Genomic DNA, 17,790 nt, shown 5'->3' with positions numbered 1-17,790 from the left:
TTTTTAATCAATCGTTACCCTTACGCCCTGGATATAAATGTTTACCGAGCTGATAGACAATCCCAATGTCTTGTCGAGTGTGTATTTTACCTGGGACTGAACATTATGGGCTACTTCTGAAATTTTTGTTCCATAGCTGACGATAATGTACATATCTATATGAAGATTTTCCCCATCCTGTCTTACTACCACACCCCGGGAAAAGTTTTCTTTTCGAAGAATTTCTGCCAATCCATCTCTGAGTTGGTTTTTAGAGGCCATTCCGACAATACCGTAGCATTCAATTGCCGCTCCACCCGCAATGGTAGAAACAACTTCATTGGTAATCGTTACGTGGCCATCCTTTGTCGTGAGTTCAATGGACATCATGACTCCTCCTTGTTACTAAAAAGTCTAAAGTAATTTTATTATAACATAAGCCGAAATGAAAGCAGTTTCACAATACACAAACCCCTTTATACAATGGACGAAAACAAACTATCTGTCAAGCTGGTTTTCTTGATATCGTCAGAAAACTATAATTGCATTATTCGATGTCATGTGATAAATTGTATAAGTATGTGAAGATATTTACGGTTTTAGGAGGGATAAACATGGGACGTAAATGTGTTGTTACAGGTCGTACAACTCGTTCAGGTAATACCCGTTCTCATGCCATGAACGCAAATAAACGTAATTGGAAAGCGAATGTTCAAAAAGTGCGCATTATGGTAGACGGCAAGCCGAAACGTGTATATGTTTCTGCTCGTGCTTTGAAATCTGGTAAAGTAGAACGCGTATAAAGGTAGACATTCAATTTTGCAGGGTCTCCAGTACCCATGCGTAATTAAAAATGTTTGACAGCAAAAAGCACCCCCGTCAGGGTGCTTTTTGCTTTTTTCGTAAATAATGATCGTGCGTTTCTGTTCAACTGTTCAATCTTTTTTAATGGTACCAATGAGTGCTCGGACGAATCCTCCTATGAACCTCGGGAGTTTAAAGGTATAGAACTTCATGAAATCCCCCTCCTCTTTTCCGGATGGCTGCGCAGTCACTTTGTGTAGTATATGACTTTATTCATCTATAAGTACATCACGGCTCTTTATAACCATTAATATGCCTTCGTTGAAAGAAAAAGTACCTTTTTCTGAAAGAAGCTGGTTAGACATGCATAAAGTGGATCCCCACTCCAAGTAACCATTTTGCAAGGGATAGTAAAAATGTTGCAATGTTAACTCGCTTACGCTTTTTGTAAAGGGCAGAAAAGAAATATAAGGGTACATTTTATCTTTCCTTATTTGAATGGTTCCTGGAAAAGCAAGGGAAATTTGGTTCCCTATATCGATGATGGTTCCTTGGATGCCTTGTTTTTCCAATCTGTATAATTGCTGTACGTTGGCCAAGCTGTGGTCCATTCGTCCGCCGGTCACGCCAAAGAAGTAAATGGATGAACCCTTCCGTTCTTGCGCCTCGATTACTGCCAGCTCCAAGTCGGTTTCATCCTTTTCCGGCGGAAATGTTTTTATTTCTCGAGCATGGGCACGGATTTTTTCCATTTCTTCCCTTGTCACGGAATCAAAATCCCCTAAAGCCAAATCGGGCTTCAGTCCTTGTTGAATGAGCGTTACAGCACCTTTATCGGCTCCAATCCAACACGTAACATCCTGATATGCATGTAAGTCGGGGACATAGTCTTCAGGACCCCCTCCTACGATTCCAATTGCCATATTATGCGATGCTCCTTTTCAATGAAAATCGGTGTTTTACCACTCAACCCATCCCAGCATGGCATTCATGAGAGGATAATCCTGCTTAGGTTGACTTCTTTTCATTCTGTTGTTTGATAAGTGATTCTTCTCGATACGTCGAGAAACTGGAGTATTTACCGGGACGGCTTCACCTTCCCCAGAAAGGAAAGTACCTTACCGGAATGTCTGCTGAGCCATTCATCTCCATGAGAAAGTAAGACAAGCTAAACAGAAGTTATATTAGAAATCTAAAAGAAAATCGAACGAGTTTCGAATGTCCAGGAGGATTTCGAATCATCGTTCGGTTTTGTTTTGGACCCTATGTGCTTGTTCCAGTCTCAACATTTTACGTACTGCTGTCCAGCCCCTGCACCTATCCCCGTGGTCATAAGCCATGCCTCCGGGAGTTAAAACAATGCCGCTCCGAGACCTCACTTATGCTTGCGGGTTATACAGGAGAATAGCATTTTTCAGTATGCATTACGTATTTCTTGAATCGCTTGCTGCCGATTCTCTTTTGAGAAAATGGCACTTCCTGCTACGAGTACATTCGCTCCCGCGTTTACACAGGCTGCTGCTGTCTCAGCATTTACTCCTCCATCCACTTCGATTTCAAAATCCAGATTCATTTCATTTCGCCATTCAGAGATCCTCTTCACTTTTTCCAAAACTTCGGATATAAAGCTTTGCCCTCCAAAACCCGGATTCACTGTCATCAATAAAACAAGATCAACCTGGTGTAAGACTGGTTTAATAAAATCTGCTGGTGTGGCAGGATTGATGACAACCCCGGCTTTCACCCCGGCGTTTTTTATCAATTGCAGGGTGCGATGCAAATGGGTGCATGCTTCTTGATGTACGGTAAGAATATCTGCCCCAGCGTTCGCGAACGCCTTGATATACTGTTCAGGTTGCTCGATCATTAAATGAACATCAAGCGGAAGGTTTGTAACAGGCCTGATCGCTTCCACAACCAGCGGACCGATTGTTATGTTCGGAACATAATGTCCATCCATCACATCCACATGGATGTAGTCAGCCCCAGCTGCTTCCACTTCTTCTATCTCTTCTTTTAATCTTGCAAAGTCTGCAGATAGGATCGATGGTGCTATTTTTGTGTTCATCGTTTAGTACCTCGGCTTTCTATTCTGTATTTCTTCAAAAAACTGCAAATAATGCTGATACCTGTATTCCGGTATCTCTTCAGCGTCCACTGCAGCTTTTACGGCACATTTGGGCTCTTTATAGTGCATGCATCCCCGAAATTTGCAATCTGCCTGTCTTTGTCTCATTTCTGGAAAGCATTCCGGGAGATCCTCCAATTCAACCTCCGTGAAATCCAGCGAACTGAAACCGGGTGTATCGGCTACAAACCCGTCATTTATTTCTACCAATTCAACATGTCTAGTTGTGTGTTTCCCCCGGCCGAGACTTTCGGAAATTTCATTTGTTTCCAGATTAAGACGAGGATTGACAGCATTAAGTAAAGAAGACTTTCCTACACCGGACTGACCCGCAATCACAGATATTTTGCCTTTTATCGTCTTTTCCACATCGGTCAATCCTTCCTCCTGCTTCGAGGAAACCGGCTGCACCAGGTAACCTATTTTTTGGTAATCCTCCTGGTAGCGGTCAATATCTACAGTCTTTTGCTGATCAAGCATATCCATTTTGGATATAAGGATGACCGGCTCTATATGTTTAGACTCTATCAAAACAAGAAAACGGTCGAGCAGAAGTGTACTAAAATCGGGTTTTACCGCAGAAACGACAATAATCGCCTGATCAATATTAGCTACTGGCGGCCTTACCAGTTCATTTTTTCTCGGTTTGATATCCACGACATACCCTTCACCCGGGTTACTTTCTTCAAATTCCACCATATCTCCTACCAGAGGATTGATTTTGTTTTTTCGAAAAACCCCTCTTCCGCGGCATTGGAATATGTCGCCATTTCCTGCTTTTACATAATAAAAGCCGCTCAATGCTTTTATGATCTTGCCCGTTGTCATTTAGTCACCTTCCCCGTCCTCGTATGGCACTGTTTTTTCGATTATCACTTCGTCCTCTCGCATGACACGGTATTCCGCATCCTCTCCGGGAGGAATCGTCAATTTGATGGTGAACTCTGTATCCTCAGTAATGGTTTCCTCTTTAAACAGCTCTGTTATATCTCGATCCAGATCACCTACGTAGATTCTCACTTCCTGTTCGATAGGCTGTTCTTCCTGCTGCTCGTCGTCCGGATTTGTCTCATCCGCCGTATAAGGTACTGTGAAAGTAACCGAATGGTTAACTGGCGGCTGTTCTTTTGGTCCAGTGGAAACAAAGATTTCCACTTCTGATTCGAGTGTGACATCACTATATGGCTCTGGTTTCTGACGAATGACATTTCCTTCTTTCACGTCGTCCGAATGCTCTTCCGAAACGGCTACCCGCAGCCCTTCGTCTTCAATCGCCTCTCGTGCCTCTGACTCTGTCATTCCCTGATAAGACGGCAATGTAACAGTTTCAGGACCTTTACTAATTTCAAAAATGACATTGGTTTCATCTGGCACAACTTCTGCATCAGGTTGTGGTTGTATTTGTGTGATAATCTCACCGACCGGTCTATCGGAAAACTTTTCATACGCATTGATATTTTTATAACCAGACTGTTCCAGCAAACTCTCTACCTGGCTGAAATCCCTGCCGATATAATCGTCAAACGTGACCTTTTCCTTTCCATCACTTGTAAAGACTGTTACTGTGGATCCTTCTTTCACAGTCGTTCCCGCTTCCGGATCGGTGCTGATGACACTTCCTTCAGGTACTTCATCCGAAAACATGGTTTCCCGTTCCACCTCTAAATTCAGATCATCCAGCTTGCTAAGCGCTTCTTCATATTCCATTCCGCTTACGTCGATTAACTCGACATCCTTAGGCTGCAGGAGACCAGGGATGAAAAATAATGCAGCGATAACCCCACCCAAAAGGACAAATATGCTAATTGCAATCCATATGAGAGTCTTGTTCCGTTTTCGCTTTTTATTTTTTTTGTCTTTTACGCCATGGTTCTTCGTATTATCATGCACGATGGTTTCTTCTGTGGACTTCGTTTGGAATGTGTCTTCTGTAATGATGGGAATCGCTTTCGTTTCTTCCCCGTTTTCATCTGGCGTCTGAAACTTCCCCTCATCCAGTCTTTCGGGATCAAGAGCCGTTTCCAAATCTTCTTCCATTTCATGTACCGTTTCATAACGGTAGAAAGGATCCTTTGTAGTGGATTTCAAAACGATGTTCTCGACGCTTTGTGGTATGTCCGGTTCCCATCTTTTCACAGAAGGGGTTTCGCTCTGCAAGTGCTTCAATGCGATGGAAACCGCCGATTGACCAGAAAACGGCAATCTGCCGGTTAAAAGTTCAAACAGGACGATTCCTAGAGAGTATATATCTGATTTTTTGTTCGCCATTCCTCCCCGCGCTTGTTCCGGTGACAGATAATGAACCGATCCAAGTACGGAATTGGTCTGCGTCAACGAGGTAGCACTTAACGCAACGGCAATGCCGAAATCAGTCACTTTTACATTGCCATAGCTATCAATCAGAATATTCTGCGGCTTGATATCACGATGGACAATATCATTGGCATGGGCGTGTGTGATCGCCGATGTTACTTGTTTCATAATAGTGATAGCTTCGTCTACAGCAATAGGACCATACGTTTGTATGTATTTTTTCAAAGTCATGCCATCTACATATTCCATTACCATATAATAAATGCCTTCTTCTTCCCCAACATCATAAATATTGACAATGTTTGGATGGGAAAGACTGGTTGCCGAATGTGCCTCTCGATGGAACCTTGCTATAAATTCGTCATCGTTCGCATACTCGAGCCGCAGTACCTTGATGGCAACATCCCGCTCAAGGATAATGTCCCTGGCAAGATAGACGTTTGCCATTCCTCCGCCGCCGATCGTTTGCTTTATTTTATACCTTTCATTCAAGATTCTGCCGTTTAGCACTATGATTCACCTTCTCCCGCTGAATCATAATCCACCAACACCACGGAAATATTATCCTCCCCGCCTCGTTCATTGGCCATATCAATTAATTGCCGGGCAGAATCTTGCAAAATTACAGAACTACTCAATACTTCCTCTATCTCCTCGTCGCTCAACTTATTGGTCAATCCATCCGAGCAAAGGAGCAATTTATCCCCTTTGTCCCAACCAATCGACTGAATGTCAGCCTGAATGTTCTCTTCTGTTCCAAGAGCTTTCAATAAAACATTTTTCCTTGGATGATGTTCAGCATCATCCTTCGAGATTTGGCCGGAGCGGACCAATTCGTTAACCAGTGAGTGGTCTTCGGTAACCTGCTTAAACCCTTGTTCGTTTATCAGGTAACATCTACTGTCTCCTACATGAGCTATCGTTATGAAATCCTGGGAACAGATAACAGACACGATGGTCGTTCCCATCCCCTCACATTCTTCGTGAGTACGCGAATAATCTAATATTGACTGATTGACTCGTATCAATGTATCGGCCAGCCATGACTCGGCCGCTTCCGGAGAAGTAAGTTCAGCTGTCTCACTCCATATATCGCTTAGCAAAGAAGTCGCCATTTGACTTGCTACATCACCAGCCCTATGGCCACCCATGCCATCAGCTATCACCGCAAGCACTTGGCCGCCTGCATTACTGAAGTAGCCTCCGGCATCTTCATTGTGCGCCCTGACTTTCCCTTGATCGGTCGAATAATAACCGTTCATTTACTCACCTTCTCTCCTCAAGCATAACTTCATTTGCTCGATTAGCTAACGTGCAATTAGTTTGTATGATCAATTCTTTGTCAGTCTCGTTAAAAAGAATCCATCTGTATCAAACTCGTAAGGAAAAATTTGAAGACCCCAGTCACTGAGACCGTCCCCTTTTTTTAAGACTTCAGGCAGTTCTTCAACAAATTGCCTGTCGACTTGAAAATCTTCGTGTTCAGCTAAAAACGCTTTTACAACTGCTTCATTTTCAGCTTTATCAACCGTACACGTACTATATACCAGTTTACCACCTTTTTTTAATAAAGAGGCTACCTTTTCCAACAATTCACGCTGAATGACGGACAATGTTTCGATATCTTTTACGTTCTTATGGTACTTGATGTCCGGCTTGCCGCGCAATACTCCTAAACCGGAGCAAGGAGCATCCAGCAGAATCCGGTCAAAATGTTCCGGCTCATATAATTCTGCCAATTTTCTCGAATCCGCTTGTTTGGCTTCAATAATGGTCAAATCCAATTCTACTGCCCGTTTAGATACGAGCTTGGCCTTCTTGCTATGAAGATCGTAAGCATGGACTTCTCCACGATTGTTCATTTTCTCAGCAATATGGGTCGTTTTTCCCCCTGGCGCACTGCATGCGTCGAGGACAATCATTTCCGGTCCGGCAGACAGAATTTCCGCTGCCAGCATGGAGGTCTGGTCTTGAATGGTAAGCTTTCCTGTATGGAATAAGCTGCTTTTCAGCACGTTCCCTGATACTACATTAATACCTTGCGGGGAGAAGATGGATGCTTCTACTTGATACCCTTCTTCCTCCAATTGCTGCAGTGCTTTTTCACGGGTTAGCTTCATCGGCTGTACACGGACACTGATTGGTTTATGCTTCAAGTTGGATCGACACATTTTTTCTGTTGTCTCCACCCCATACATGTCGAGCCAACGCTCGACAAGCCATAATGGATGACTAGTCTCGATGGAAAGCTTTTTTGCCTGGTCTTCTATTTCTGCAAAATCAGGAAAACCGTTCCGCTGCACATTCCGCAGGATGCCATTTATAAAAGAAGAAATACCTTTATGCCCATTTTGTTTGGCTATTTCGACAGATTCATGGATGATGGCATGATCAGGGACTTTGTTTAAATATTTCATCTGATACATCGACATATATAATAACCATCTTACCCAGCCATCGATTTTTTTTCTGCTGTTCAGAAAATGATCCAAAAAGTAATTCAAGGTAAGTTTACGCTGTATAGTTCCATAAACGATTTCTGTAAGCAGGGCCTCATCTCTCTGATCAAATCCTTGCTTTCGTATCGCCTGGTCGATCAGCAAATGGCTGAATCCGCCATTTTCTCCCACCCTGACCAAAATATCGAGGGCAGTTTTTCGCAATTGATATTTAGCCATTTTTTTCTCCTAACTTGTCACCACACCTGGTATTGCTGCCAGTCCCCCTAAGAAAGTCCCCTGTCTCCATCCGTTTTTTTCCGGCTGGCTGCAAGCTGGTCACCTTTACAGCTTTCGTGTCGCCACACACCACAACCATGCCGTCTTCCGTTAAATCGACAATTTCGCCCGGTTCGCCGTCAAAAGACCGGTCAATCGGTTCTGCCCACCATATCTTCATGATCTTATCCTTATACGTAGTGAAGGCAACTGGCCATGGGTGTAAGCCTCGTATTTGGTTGTAAATCTCTATCATCGGTCTGGTCCAGTCGATTTTTTCATCACCCCGTTTTATATTCGGAGCAAAGGTTGCTTTCGTTTCATCTTGTTCAACTGCTTGCAACTCTCCTGCTAACAGTTTGGGCAGTGTGTCGCTCAACAACTGGGCTCCTGTTTCCGAGAGCTTGTCATGAAGCGTTCCCACATGGTCTTCCTTGTCGATGGGTACTTTTCTTTGTGTCAAAATAGCACCGGCATCCAACTTTTCTACCATATACATAATGGTTATACCTGTCTCCGTTTTACCCTGCAATATAGCGTATTGAATCGGCGCTCCTCCCCGCAGCTCAGGCAGTAAAGAGGCGTGGACATTAATGCAACCGAACGCTGGATACTCCAAGAGTGCTTTCGGCAAAATTTGTCCAAAAGCAGCCGTCACAATCAAATCAGGCTGCTGATCAAGCACATATTCATACTCGTCTTTTATTTTTTCCGGTTGATAGACGGGTATTCCCAGTTTTTCTGCCTCCACTTTTACTGGCGGGGGTGTCAACACTTTCTTTCTTCCTTTCGGGCGGTCGGGTTGTGTTACAGCCATGACAACTTGGTAGCCGTCATCGACAAGTTGTCTCAAAACAGGAACAGCAAAATCCGGAGTGCCCATAAAAATTATCCGTTTCATGTAAGTCTCCTCTCTACATTAATTGATAGGGTTGCATATCTACGTTTATCAATAAATCATTTTGTCTGATTTCTTCTTCGAACATTGCTAAAATTTTTCGGATCGACTTACTTAGGCCTGGTTCATTTCTGTATTTTATCATGCATTGATAACGATATCTATCTTTGATCCTTGTCAAAGGCGAAGGAGTAGGCCCGAGCAAAGATGTCTGAGGAGACAACTCATTATTCAGCAGCAGTGTGATTTTCTTGGTGACTTCGATCGCTTTCACTTGATTTGGATGCGAAACGGTGATCAAAGTCAAGAAAAAATAGGGAGGATAATGAAAAGCTCTGCGCATCTCCATTTCTTTGCGATAGAAACTTGGATAATCATACTGACTTGCCAGCTCGACGCTGTAATGTTCCGGTGTATAAGTCTGAACCACCACTTCTCCAGGTAATGTATGTCGACCAGCCCTGCCGCTGACCTGGGTCAAAAGCTGAAATGTTTTCTCGGCAGCACGAAAATCCGGAAGATGTAGCAGCGAATCAGCAGCCAGCACACCTACAAGCGTGACATTGGCAAAATCGAGTCCTTTTGCAATCATTTGCGTTCCGAGTAAAATATCGGCTTCCCCGTTGCCAAATTGGTTCAACAGCTTTTCATGTGCCCCCTTCTTTCGGGTCGTATCCACATCCATTCTGATGATCCGTGCATTCGGAATGAGTTTGGTCAGAGATTCCTCTACTTTTTGGGTCCCTGTTCCGAAATAACGGATCGTCTCGCTCTGGCAGGATGGACACTGAACGGGCATGGGTTCTTCGTGAGAACAATAATGACATTTCAGTCTTTCATTATTTCGATGATAGGTTAGTGCTATATCGCAGTGAGGGCACTCGACAACATGTCCACAGTCCCGGCACATCACAAAGGTCGAGTAACCCCGCCTGTTTAAGAATAGTACGGTCTGCTCTTTTTTCTCCAACCTGTCTTCTATCGCTTCTTTAAGTTTCCAGGAAAACATCGACCGATTCCCCGCATGGAGTTCTTGCCGCATATCCACTAAATCAACGGTTGGCATGCTTGCATTGTTCATCCGCTTGGTCAAGGTCAGTAACTGATAAACTCCCTTTTGAGCCCGGGCGTACGTTTCCAGTAGCGGTGTCGCACTTCCAAGGACGACAGGACAGTTATGATGATCCCCCCGGAAAATGGCAACATCTCTAGCGTGGTATCGAGGATGATCCTCTTGCTTGTAACTTGTCTCATGTTCTTCATCAATGATAATAATCCCCAAATTTTCGAAGGGAGCAAACACAGCAGAGCGCGCTCCGACAACAACTTGAACTTCTTTTCGTTGAATCTTTCGCCACTCGTCAAACTTCTCACCTGCAGAAAGCGCACTATGAAGAACAGCAACGTTAGATCCAAACCGTCCCTTAAACCGCTGCACGGTCTGGGGAGTAAGAGCGATTTCTGGAACAAGAACGATTGCTTCTTTCCCTTTCTCGATCACTTTTTGAATGGATTGAAGATATACCTCCGTCTTTCCGCTCCCGGTAACCCCATGCAGTAAAAAAACATCGTGCTTATCTGCTGCAATATCTTGTTGAATTGGAGCAATGGCGTCAGCTTGTTCTTCTGTCAGCTCCAACGGAAACGTCCGTTCGTAATTTTCATCCTCATAAGGATTTCGATATATTTCCTGATGATACTCAGTGAGCAAACCTTTTTCAATTAATTGTTTGATGGTTGCCCTTGTTGTTTGCAGGATGGAACACAGTTTTTTTTGACTTACAGCTTCTGAATTATCTGCCATATAGGAAAGGATTTCTTTTTGTTTGGAAGCCTGTGGTGGAAGTTCGGCTATGGCAGCTTCTAAGTCCATGGTGTTCCTGTTCGCTTTGAGCATGGTTTCTGTTTTTTTGGTTTCCCTGGATTTAACCAAATAACGGACTTCGACCAGCCCTTCCTGTATTGCTTTTTGTAACGCTGCCAGGCTTCCTTGCCTTTCCACAAATTCTTCGTAGGGGAGGGTGTCTCGGTGGGCAAAGACTTCCTCCAAAAGATCAGGTAATTCCTCTTTCGTCAACCGCAGCAATTCTTTCTTGTATTTTGCTTTGAGTACTTGCGGCAGCATAGCCTGATAGGCAGAAATATAAAAACTGAGCGTCTTCTCCGATATCCATTTTCCAAGCTCCAACAATTCTGGAGTCAACACGGGGAAGACGTCCATCACATCACTAATTTTTTTCAGCTTGTCAAAATCCGATCGATCTGTCAATTCTAAAACAAACCCCATAATTTTCCTGGGACCGAACGGCATAACCACACGCATACCGGGACGGACAGTACCAATCAAATGGTCCGGAACAAGATAGTCGAATAAGCGATTGGTTTGACTAGCTGGTACATCTACTACTACTTTGGCAATGTTCACCGGCTCTCATCCTTTAATCCTGCAGAGATCAATTCGAGTATTTGACCGGCCACTTCGGTTTTTTCAGCAAGTTCAATTGTTTTTTCCAATCCTTGGTTATTTATAAAGGTAACTTCATTTTTATCTGTTCCAAAACCTGCGCCTTTTGTTTTGATATTGTTGATGACAATTGCATCCAAATTTTTTGATTCCAGTTTTTTTCTGCCGTATTGCAATGGATGAAGTGTTTCTGCAGCAAATCCCACCAAGTATTGTTTCTGTTTCCTTTTTCCTAATTCTTGCAGAATATCTTTTGTTCTTTCCATTTCAACAGTCCAGTCACCTGGTTGTTTTTTCATTTTTTCCTCATATGTCGAGGCCGGCCGATAGTCAGCAACGGCTGCCGCTTTAATGACAATATCTTTTCCAACAAACTGGTCGATCATGGCCCTGTACATTTGCTCGGCTGTTTCTACATCGATTCTGTTAACACCAGAAGGGGTTGCCAGGCTCACAGGGCCGGATACTAGCGTTACTTCCGCACCCATTTTCGCTGCTTGAGCAGCTAGGGCAAAGCCCATTTTTCCTGTTGAATGATTGGTGAAATAACGAACTGGATCAATTTTTTCTTTTGTCGGTCCTGCGGATACCAACACCCGCTTGCCTTCCAAAATTGGTTTTACGGACTCTCGTTCTATATCGCTTTTTAGCACTTCAACAATTGCTTCCGGTTCCTCTAGGCGCCCTTTTCCTACATAACCGCATGCAAGCAGACCATCACCCGGTTCGATAAACCGATATCCCCAACCTTCCAGCGATTTCATATTGTCAATCACTGCTGGGTGGGCATACATGTGGACATTCATGGCAGGAGCGATATAAACAGGGGCCTGAGTAGCCAGCAGCATCGTGGACAGCATATCATCTGCCAGTCCATTTGCCATTTTCCCGATTATGTTGGCAGTAGCAGGTGCTATCAATACAAGATCTGCCCAGTCGGCCAAATCTATGTGAGCGATTTTAGTCGGGTCTTTTTCATCAAAAGTATCCGTAAAGACAGGATTTCTCGAGAGTGCCTGAAAAGTCAATGGCGAGACAAATTTGGCAGCACTAGTTGTCATAATCACTTTCACATCAGCACCCGCTTGGGTCAGTCTGCTTGTCAGTGTACATGCCTTATATGCAGCTATGCCTCCTGTAACTCCCAAAACAATTTTCTTCCCCTTTACCATTATGGTTATATCCCCTTTCGCACAGCAGCATCGTGCTGATCCTTTTAAACTGTCGATTTATCGGCACTCTTGGCCTTTTCCTTTGTTTTCTGCGGAAACAGTGTGTAGTGATACAGCATGGTTTATACAAGTGACCTTCCAGCTTGCCTTTTTAAAACGCTACTTTCTGATAACAAACAAAAGGAAGCCCTTGCAGCTGGAACGCAGCAAGGGCCGGTTATGGTTTCCTCCTGACAGGAAGAAAAAAAGGATAGCATACCGAGATTGATTGCTGACTATTCCTCATCCCGGCTGAAAGTAAGCTTTTCATTCTGAATCTCTTCCAGGGCGATACCTACGTACTTATTTGACTTAGGCTTATCTACCAAGTAGCTTTTTGTTTCCTGCATTTGCCGTGCTCGCCGTGCAGAAAGTGTCACCAACGTATATTTTGAATTAATTTTCTCTTGTAGAGCGTCGATAGACGGTTCTAACATCATCCCAGTTCAGCCTCCAATACTTTTTTATATTGTTTCGCGACTCGATCGCGTTTGCAATGCTCACTCTTCACAATAGCCTGTATTTTATCGACAGCGTTCTCTATCTGGTCGTTTACCACAACATAATCGTAAGCATCCATCATTTCGATTTCTTTTTTTGCTTCTGTCAATCTGTTCTTTACGATATCTTCCGTTTCTGTTCCTCTATTAATGATTCTATTTGCCAATTCTTCAAGGCTTGGTGGAAACAAAAAGATAAACACACCTTGCGGAAAATTTTCTTTTACTTGAAGTGCTCCCTGGACTTCAATTTCCAAAAATACATCTTTTCCCGATTCCAACGTTTCCTCTACATAATCACGAGGAGTTCCGTAATAGTTGCCGACGTATTCCGCATATTCCAACAGCCTGTTCCCATTAATCAATTCCTCGAACTCATCTCTTGACTTGTAAAAGTAGTCGATTCCTTCGACTTCGCCTTCACGCTTTCCGCGTGTAGTCATGGAGATAGAATACTTCAATTCCGTATCTCGATCGAACAAAGCCTTTCTAACTGTGCCTTTTCCAACACCGGAAGGACCTGACAAAATAAATAATATCCCTTTCTCTTTGATCAAAACGCTTCCTCCTACCTATTCATCCGAAATCTCATCGTTACTGATTACCCGTTGCCCAACCGTTTCCGGCTGTACGGCAGATAATACAACATGGTCACTGTCCGTAATGATAACTGCTCTGGTACGACGTCCATACGTGGCGTCCACTAATTTATTATTATCTCGTGCAACTGTTATGATTCTTTTGATTGGTGCAGATTCAGGCGATACAATCGAAATAATCCGATTCGCCGAAACCACATTGCCAAACCCAATATTTATCAATCGTAAGCTCACCATGTGTTCCCCCTTATTCCAGGCTCTTCGCCCAGACTAACATATTTTTCGATAATCAGTCCCATATCCAAACTACAAAAGGATCATTCAATGTTTTGCGTTTGTTCTTTCACTTTTTCTATTTCGCTTTTTAAATCGACTATCCTTTCGCTAATTTGTACATCGTTTGATTTAGAACCGATTGTATTCGTTTCACGGAGCATTTCCTGTAGGATAAAATCAAGTTTCCTGCCGACTGCTTCCTGCTGAAGAATCGTATGCCTGAATTGGTCCACATGGCTTAAGAGCCTGGTCACCTCTTCTGTAATATCACCCTTCTCCGCAATCAAGGCAGCTTCCTGAATAATCCTCGCATTATCCCTGACTTCCTCGTCTAAATAACCCTGAATCCGATTGATTATTCTGTCTCGATACTCCATTATAACAATATCTCGATGTTCTCCCAACCATTTTGCCAGTTTTTTAATGTTTTCTATACGTGAGAGCATGTCTTCTGCCAATTGGACGCCTTCTTTATATCTCATCTTGTAAACCAGCCGGCAGGCTCTTTCTACCGTTTCGATAACGGCTTCAGACAGACCGCCTTGCTCCTTTCCATCTTCTTCAATTCGGAACAAATCAGAATGGCTGGCTGCCATTTCCAAAGGAATATCACCAGACAAATGATACTTCTCTTTTATTTTTCGTAAATGATCTATGTATTGATCCATCAATTCCCAATCAACGGTGAGATTTCTTTTTATCAACGCGTCCCCGTCGAGATGGATATGCACTTCGACGCGCCCCCGGCTAAAATAATCCTTGACAACTTTCTTTATTTCCTCTTCCAAGAACAACATCGTCTGGGGAATCTTTGGTGAAATATCTAAAAAACGATGATTGACACTTCTTATTTCTACAGTAATACCCGTTCGATCCTTGGTACATACCTCTCTCCCATAGCCGGTCATACTCCAGACCATCGACATCCCGCCTTCTTACTAATACTCTAGCTGAAATAATCCAATAACCTGCATCAGTCCTTGTTCATCATAACAAACTTTAATCATTCTGCCTATCAACTAACCCGCTTTTCGCCTATATCATCAAAATATTTCCCTTTAAAATTTGGCTCTTTTTGCAGAGAAGTGTTCGTGGTTTCATTAAATACGAACGCAAAAGGTTCCAAAGCAACACCACATACGAATAGAGCCTGAAAGAACAAAACAAGACCCGAGCAAAACATCCGGGTCTTGTTTTGTTCTATTTTTTAGAGAAGCCGAACATAACCGTCGGAATGGCTGAAAGGGCCATGATCAGCAGCCAATCTCTCAAAGACAAATCCATAGTATGGAAAACTTCCTGCAGTGGATCAAAATATAAAACGACTAGCAATAACAACATTGAGGATGCTACGGCCCCTACAAGATAAATATTTTGAAAAGGATTCCGGGAAAAGACAGAACGCTCCGAACGGCAATCAAACACATGTATCAACTGAGCCATCACAAGTGTAGCAAAAGCCATTGTTTGAGCATAACGCAGGTTGTCGGGATTGTCCTGGTAGGCGGTCATAAAGGCAACAAGCGTCACCAGTCCGATCAGCAGCCCCCGGGTGATAATTTTAAAACCAAGTCCTCTTGAAAAAATCCCTTCCTTTGGACTGCGAGGTTTTCTGCGCATGACATCTTGCTCTGGCTGATCGAGACCAAGAGCCATTGCTGGAAGACCATCTGTCACCAAGTTCACCCATAGAATTTGAACAGGAACAAGTGGGAGAGGCAATGCCAACAGCATGGCAAATAACATAACGAGAATCTCCCCTACATTGGAAGCAAGTAAATAACGGATAAACTTCCGGATGTTTTCGTAAATATTGCGTCCTTCTTTGATTGCAGACTTGATGGTGGCGAAATTGTCATCCAGCAATACGAGTGAGGATGCTTCCTTCGCTACATCTGTTCCGCTGTTTCCCATGCTAATACCGATATCACTTGCTTTGATTGCTGGTGCATCGTTTACTCCATCCCCGGTCATGGCTACAACATGTCCTTTTTTCTGGAAAGCCTTCACTATCTTCAATTTATGTTCTGGAGTTACACGGGCAAACACATATACGTCCTCAATGACATCACTCAGTTGCTCCTCTGTCATGTTGCTAAGCTGGCTGCCTTCCAACACCTGACCATTAGCGGGAAGCAGTCTCAAATCGTGTGCTATCGCTCTGGCCGTGAGGGCATGATCGCCAGTGATCATCACTGTTTTTATTCCCGCTTGTTGACACTCCGCAATTGCTCCTCTTACTTCCTTGCGTGGGGGATCTATCATCCCAGTGACACCCAGTAAAGTTAAATCCTTTTCCAGACTGAAATCATCCGGCGTTTGACCGGAAGGTACCGATTTCACTCCGATTGCAATCGTTCTCAATGCTTTTCCTGCCATCTCGGCAACGGCCTGCTCGATTTTTACCTGATCAGCCGACTTCATTGCCCTGCGTTGACCGTCTACTATAAAAGCCGTACGGGCCAATAAAACATCGGGAGCTCCTTTGGTAATGGAAAACCTGTTCCCTTTATCGTCTTCAACCAGAACAGTCATCCGCTTCCTATCCGAGTCGAATGGAATTTCCTTAATGATTTTAAAGGAAGCAACCGTTTCCTCTGTGATGCCGGCTTTGCGGGCAGCTACAAGGATAGCCCCCTCTGTCGGATCTCCATCCACTCCCCATTTACCTTTCTTTTGTATCAAAGATGCATGGTTACACAACGTTCCATAAAGCAGCAGCGAGCGCAGCTGGTCAGGAAGCACTTCTCTGTTGTCCTCGTAGAAAGCCCCGTTTGTGTCATATCCTTCTCCAGTAACATGATACCAATTACCTGGGGTGAAAATTTCTTTTACTGTCATCTGATTTTTCGTCATCGTTCCGGTTTTATCAGAACAGATGACCGATGCACTTCCTAATGTTTCAACAGCCGAAAGTTTACGGACGATCGCTTTCCGTTTGATCATCCGTTGCACTCCCAGTGACAATGCCACCGTCACAATCGCCGGAAGTCCTTCCGGAATCGCAGCTACTGCCAAAGATACCCCTGCCAGAAACATTTGGTATAACGGGTGGCCCTGGTAAACCCCAATCAGTACAACAAATAACGTTAGAAGCAAGGCAATGACTATAAGCAATTTTCCTAGCTCAGCCAATTTTTTCTCCAATGGAGTCGTCATTTTTTCTGTTTTCACTAACAAGGACGCTATCTGCCCCATGGCAGTATTCATACCAGTACCGACAACAATCCCTTCCCCACTTCCTCTACTGGCAAGCGTCCCCATAAAGAGCATGTTATGTTGATCCTGCGGTTCTAATTGGCCCTGTCCGAGTGGGGTGACCGTTTTGGCTACCGGAAGTGATTCACCGGTCAGCGCAGATTCCTCCAATTCCAGACTGCTTGCTTTAGTCAGACGAACATCCGCCGGGACCCGATCCCCGCTAGCTATTTTGATTAAATCTCCGACGACAACATCTTTCGAAGGAATTTTCACCCATTCCCCATCTCTTTTTACATGAGCCAGCGGCGCAGACAGCTCCTTAAGCTTGGCAAGTGATTTTTCAGCACGCTGTTCTTGGAAAAATCCGATGAATCCATTGATCAATACGATAATCATGATAGCTATAGCATCAATATATTCCCCAAGCAGCCCGGATACAAGAGTAGCGGCTAATAAGACCAGCACCATGAAATCCTGAAACTGTTTGAGAAAAACCAGCAATAAAGACGTCTGCTTTTCATCTTCAAGTACATTTGCTCCCATTTTTCTTCTTCTATTTTCAGCTTCCTGATTTGTAAGCCCCTTTTCTAGATTGACTCCTAGTTTTTGCGCTGTTTCTTCCGTTTTTAATTGGTACCATTTCACATCGCATTCCTCCATGTCCTAGTCTGTCTGTTGTATATGTATTCAGACTCGTCCA

The 17,790-nt window shown here is 43.7% G+C and carries 17 protein-coding genes; 1 reads left to right on the top strand and 16 read right to left on the bottom strand.

Annotated elements, in window-relative coordinates:
- Positions 1 to 3 precede the first annotated feature (3 nt).
- Positions 4 to 366 (bottom strand): Asp23/Gls24 family envelope stress response protein, encoded by a 363-nt coding sequence (locus tag ERJ70_RS08770; protein ID WP_209369240.1) that lies wholly within the window; start codon positions 364 to 366, stop codon positions 4 to 6.
- Between the two features lie 227 nt (positions 367 to 593).
- Between ERJ70_RS08770 and rpmB the strand changes: the two genes are divergently transcribed.
- Entirely contained in the window at positions 594 to 782 is a 189-nt protein-coding gene (gene rpmB / locus ERJ70_RS08765; protein ID WP_026570405.1) for a 50S ribosomal protein L28, read from the top strand.
- Positions 783 to 914: 132 nt separating this feature from the next.
- Here rpmB and spoVM read toward each other — a convergent pair whose 3' ends face one another.
- From spoVM to ERJ70_RS08690, 15 genes are all read right to left on the bottom strand, one after another.
- Positions 915 to 995, bottom strand: coding sequence for a stage V sporulation protein SpoVM (gene spoVM, locus ERJ70_RS08760; RefSeq protein ID WP_035426727.1), 81 nt, complete (start codon positions 993 to 995; stop codon positions 915 to 917).
- Between the two features lie 57 nt (positions 996 to 1,052).
- The gene (locus ERJ70_RS08755) at positions 1,053 to 1,706 is read right to left on the bottom strand and encodes a thiamine diphosphokinase (protein ID WP_209368670.1); all 654 of its coding nucleotides are present in this window, start codon (positions 1,704 to 1,706) and stop codon (positions 1,053 to 1,055) included.
- Positions 1,707 to 2,197: 491 nt separating this feature from the next.
- Positions 2,198 to 2,851, bottom strand: a complete 654-nt coding sequence (gene rpe / locus ERJ70_RS08750; protein WP_209368668.1) for a ribulose-phosphate 3-epimerase — start codon at positions 2,849 to 2,851, stop codon at positions 2,198 to 2,200.
- A gap of 3 nt (positions 2,852 to 2,854) precedes the next feature.
- Positions 2,855 to 3,739, bottom strand: coding sequence for a ribosome small subunit-dependent GTPase A (rsgA, locus tag ERJ70_RS08745; protein WP_209368666.1), 885 nt, complete (start codon positions 3,737 to 3,739; stop codon positions 2,855 to 2,857).
- Positions 3,740 to 5,734 carry a Stk1 family PASTA domain-containing Ser/Thr kinase gene (gene pknB, locus ERJ70_RS08740; protein WP_209368664.1) on the bottom strand — a complete coding sequence of 665 codons (1,995 nt, stop codon included), beginning with the start codon at positions 5,732 to 5,734 and terminating at the stop codon, positions 3,740 to 3,742. It lies immediately after the preceding gene.
- Positions 5,734 to 6,486: a Stp1/IreP family PP2C-type Ser/Thr phosphatase gene (locus ERJ70_RS08735; RefSeq protein WP_209368662.1), complete on the bottom strand. Its 753-nt coding sequence runs from the start codon at positions 6,484 to 6,486 to the stop codon at positions 5,734 to 5,736. Before ERJ70_RS08735 ends, pknB begins: the two co-directional genes overlap by 1 nt.
- A gap of 69 nt (positions 6,487 to 6,555) precedes the next feature.
- Positions 6,556 to 7,902, bottom strand: coding sequence for a 16S rRNA (cytosine(967)-C(5))-methyltransferase RsmB (gene rsmB, locus ERJ70_RS08730; RefSeq protein ID WP_209368660.1), 1,347 nt, complete (start codon positions 7,900 to 7,902; stop codon positions 6,556 to 6,558).
- The gene (gene fmt, locus ERJ70_RS08725; protein ID WP_209368658.1) at positions 7,895 to 8,842 is read right to left on the bottom strand and encodes a methionyl-tRNA formyltransferase; all 948 of its coding nucleotides are present in this window, start codon (positions 8,840 to 8,842) and stop codon (positions 7,895 to 7,897) included. The genes rsmB and fmt overlap by 8 nt, the downstream gene beginning before the upstream one ends.
- Positions 8,843 to 8,855: 13 nt before the next feature.
- Complete coding sequence (gene priA / locus ERJ70_RS08720) at positions 8,856 to 11,264, bottom strand: primosomal protein N' (RefSeq protein WP_209368656.1); 2,409 nt, start codon at positions 11,262 to 11,264, stop codon at positions 8,856 to 8,858.
- On the bottom strand, positions 11,261 to 12,475 hold the full coding sequence (coaBC, locus tag ERJ70_RS08715) for a bifunctional phosphopantothenoylcysteine decarboxylase/phosphopantothenate--cysteine ligase CoaBC (protein WP_209368654.1): 1,215 nt from the start codon (positions 12,473 to 12,475) through the stop codon (positions 11,261 to 11,263). The genes priA and coaBC overlap by 4 nt, the downstream gene beginning before the upstream one ends.
- A 275-nt stretch (positions 12,476 to 12,750) precedes the next feature.
- Positions 12,751 to 12,954: a DNA-directed RNA polymerase subunit omega gene (gene rpoZ, locus ERJ70_RS08710; RefSeq protein WP_209368652.1), complete on the bottom strand. Its 204-nt coding sequence runs from the start codon at positions 12,952 to 12,954 to the stop codon at positions 12,751 to 12,753.
- Entirely contained in the window at positions 12,951 to 13,571 is a 621-nt protein-coding gene (gmk, locus tag ERJ70_RS08705) for a guanylate kinase (RefSeq protein ID WP_209368651.1), read from the bottom strand. The genes rpoZ and gmk overlap by 4 nt, the downstream gene beginning before the upstream one ends.
- Positions 13,572 to 13,586: 15 nt before the next feature.
- Positions 13,587 to 13,847: an extracellular matrix/biofilm regulator RemA gene (gene remA, locus ERJ70_RS08700; RefSeq protein ID WP_026570417.1), complete on the bottom strand. Its 261-nt coding sequence runs from the start codon at positions 13,845 to 13,847 to the stop codon at positions 13,587 to 13,589.
- A gap of 83 nt (positions 13,848 to 13,930) precedes the next feature.
- Positions 13,931 to 14,809 carry a YicC/YloC family endoribonuclease gene (locus tag ERJ70_RS08695; RefSeq protein WP_209368649.1) on the bottom strand — a complete coding sequence of 293 codons (879 nt, stop codon included), beginning with the start codon at positions 14,807 to 14,809 and terminating at the stop codon, positions 13,931 to 13,933.
- Between the two features lie 280 nt (positions 14,810 to 15,089).
- On the bottom strand, positions 15,090 to 17,735 hold the full coding sequence (locus tag ERJ70_RS08690) for a calcium-translocating P-type ATPase, SERCA-type (protein WP_209368647.1): 2,646 nt from the start codon (positions 17,733 to 17,735) through the stop codon (positions 15,090 to 15,092).
- Positions 17,736 to 17,790: the final 55 nt, after the last annotated feature.

Origin of the sequence: Sediminibacillus dalangtanensis (assembly GCF_017792025.1) — a bacterium.
Taxonomy (GTDB): domain Bacteria; phylum Bacillota; class Bacilli; order Bacillales; family Amphibacillaceae; genus Sediminibacillus; species Sediminibacillus dalangtanensis.
The sequence above is the reverse complement of the archived record's forward strand: the minus strand, read 5'-3'. Positions and strand labels throughout refer to the sequence as shown.

Bases quoted from the DNA above. Each gene is read 5' to 3' on its own strand.
- ERJ70_RS08770 (WP_209369240.1), bottom strand. From the start codon at position 366: ATGTCCATTGAACTCACGACAAAGGATGGCCACGTAACGATTACCAAT.
- rpmB (WP_026570405.1), top strand. From the start codon at position 594: ATGGGACGTAAATGTGTTGTTACAGGTCGTACAACTCGTTCAGGTAAT.
- spoVM (WP_035426727.1), bottom strand. From the start codon at position 995: ATGAAGTTCTATACCTTTAAACTCCCGAGGTTCATAGGAGGATTCGTC.
- ERJ70_RS08755 (WP_209368670.1), bottom strand. From the start codon at position 1,706: ATGGCAATTGGAATCGTAGGAGGGGGTCCTGAAGACTATGTCCCCGAC.
- rpe (WP_209368668.1), bottom strand. From the start codon at position 2,851: ATGAACACAAAAATAGCACCATCGATCCTATCTGCAGACTTTGCAAGA.
- rsgA (WP_209368666.1), bottom strand. From the start codon at position 3,739: ATGACAACGGGCAAGATCATAAAAGCATTGAGCGGCTTTTATTATGTA.
- ERJ70_RS08735 (WP_209368662.1), bottom strand. From the start codon at position 6,486: ATGAACGGTTATTATTCGACCGATCAAGGGAAAGTCAGGGCGCACAAT.
- rsmB (WP_209368660.1), bottom strand. From the start codon at position 7,902: ATGGCTAAATATCAATTGCGAAAAACTGCCCTCGATATTTTGGTCAGG.
- fmt (WP_209368658.1), bottom strand. From the start codon at position 8,842: ATGAAACGGATAATTTTTATGGGCACTCCGGATTTTGCTGTTCCTGTT.
- coaBC (WP_209368654.1), bottom strand. From the start codon at position 12,475: ATGGTAAAGGGGAAGAAAATTGTTTTGGGAGTTACAGGAGGCATAGCT.
- rpoZ (WP_209368652.1), bottom strand. From the start codon at position 12,954: ATGATGTTAGAACCGTCTATCGACGCTCTACAAGAGAAAATTAATTCA.
- ERJ70_RS08695 (WP_209368649.1), bottom strand. From the start codon at position 14,809: ATGGTCTGGAGTATGACCGGCTATGGGAGAGAGGTATGTACCAAGGAT.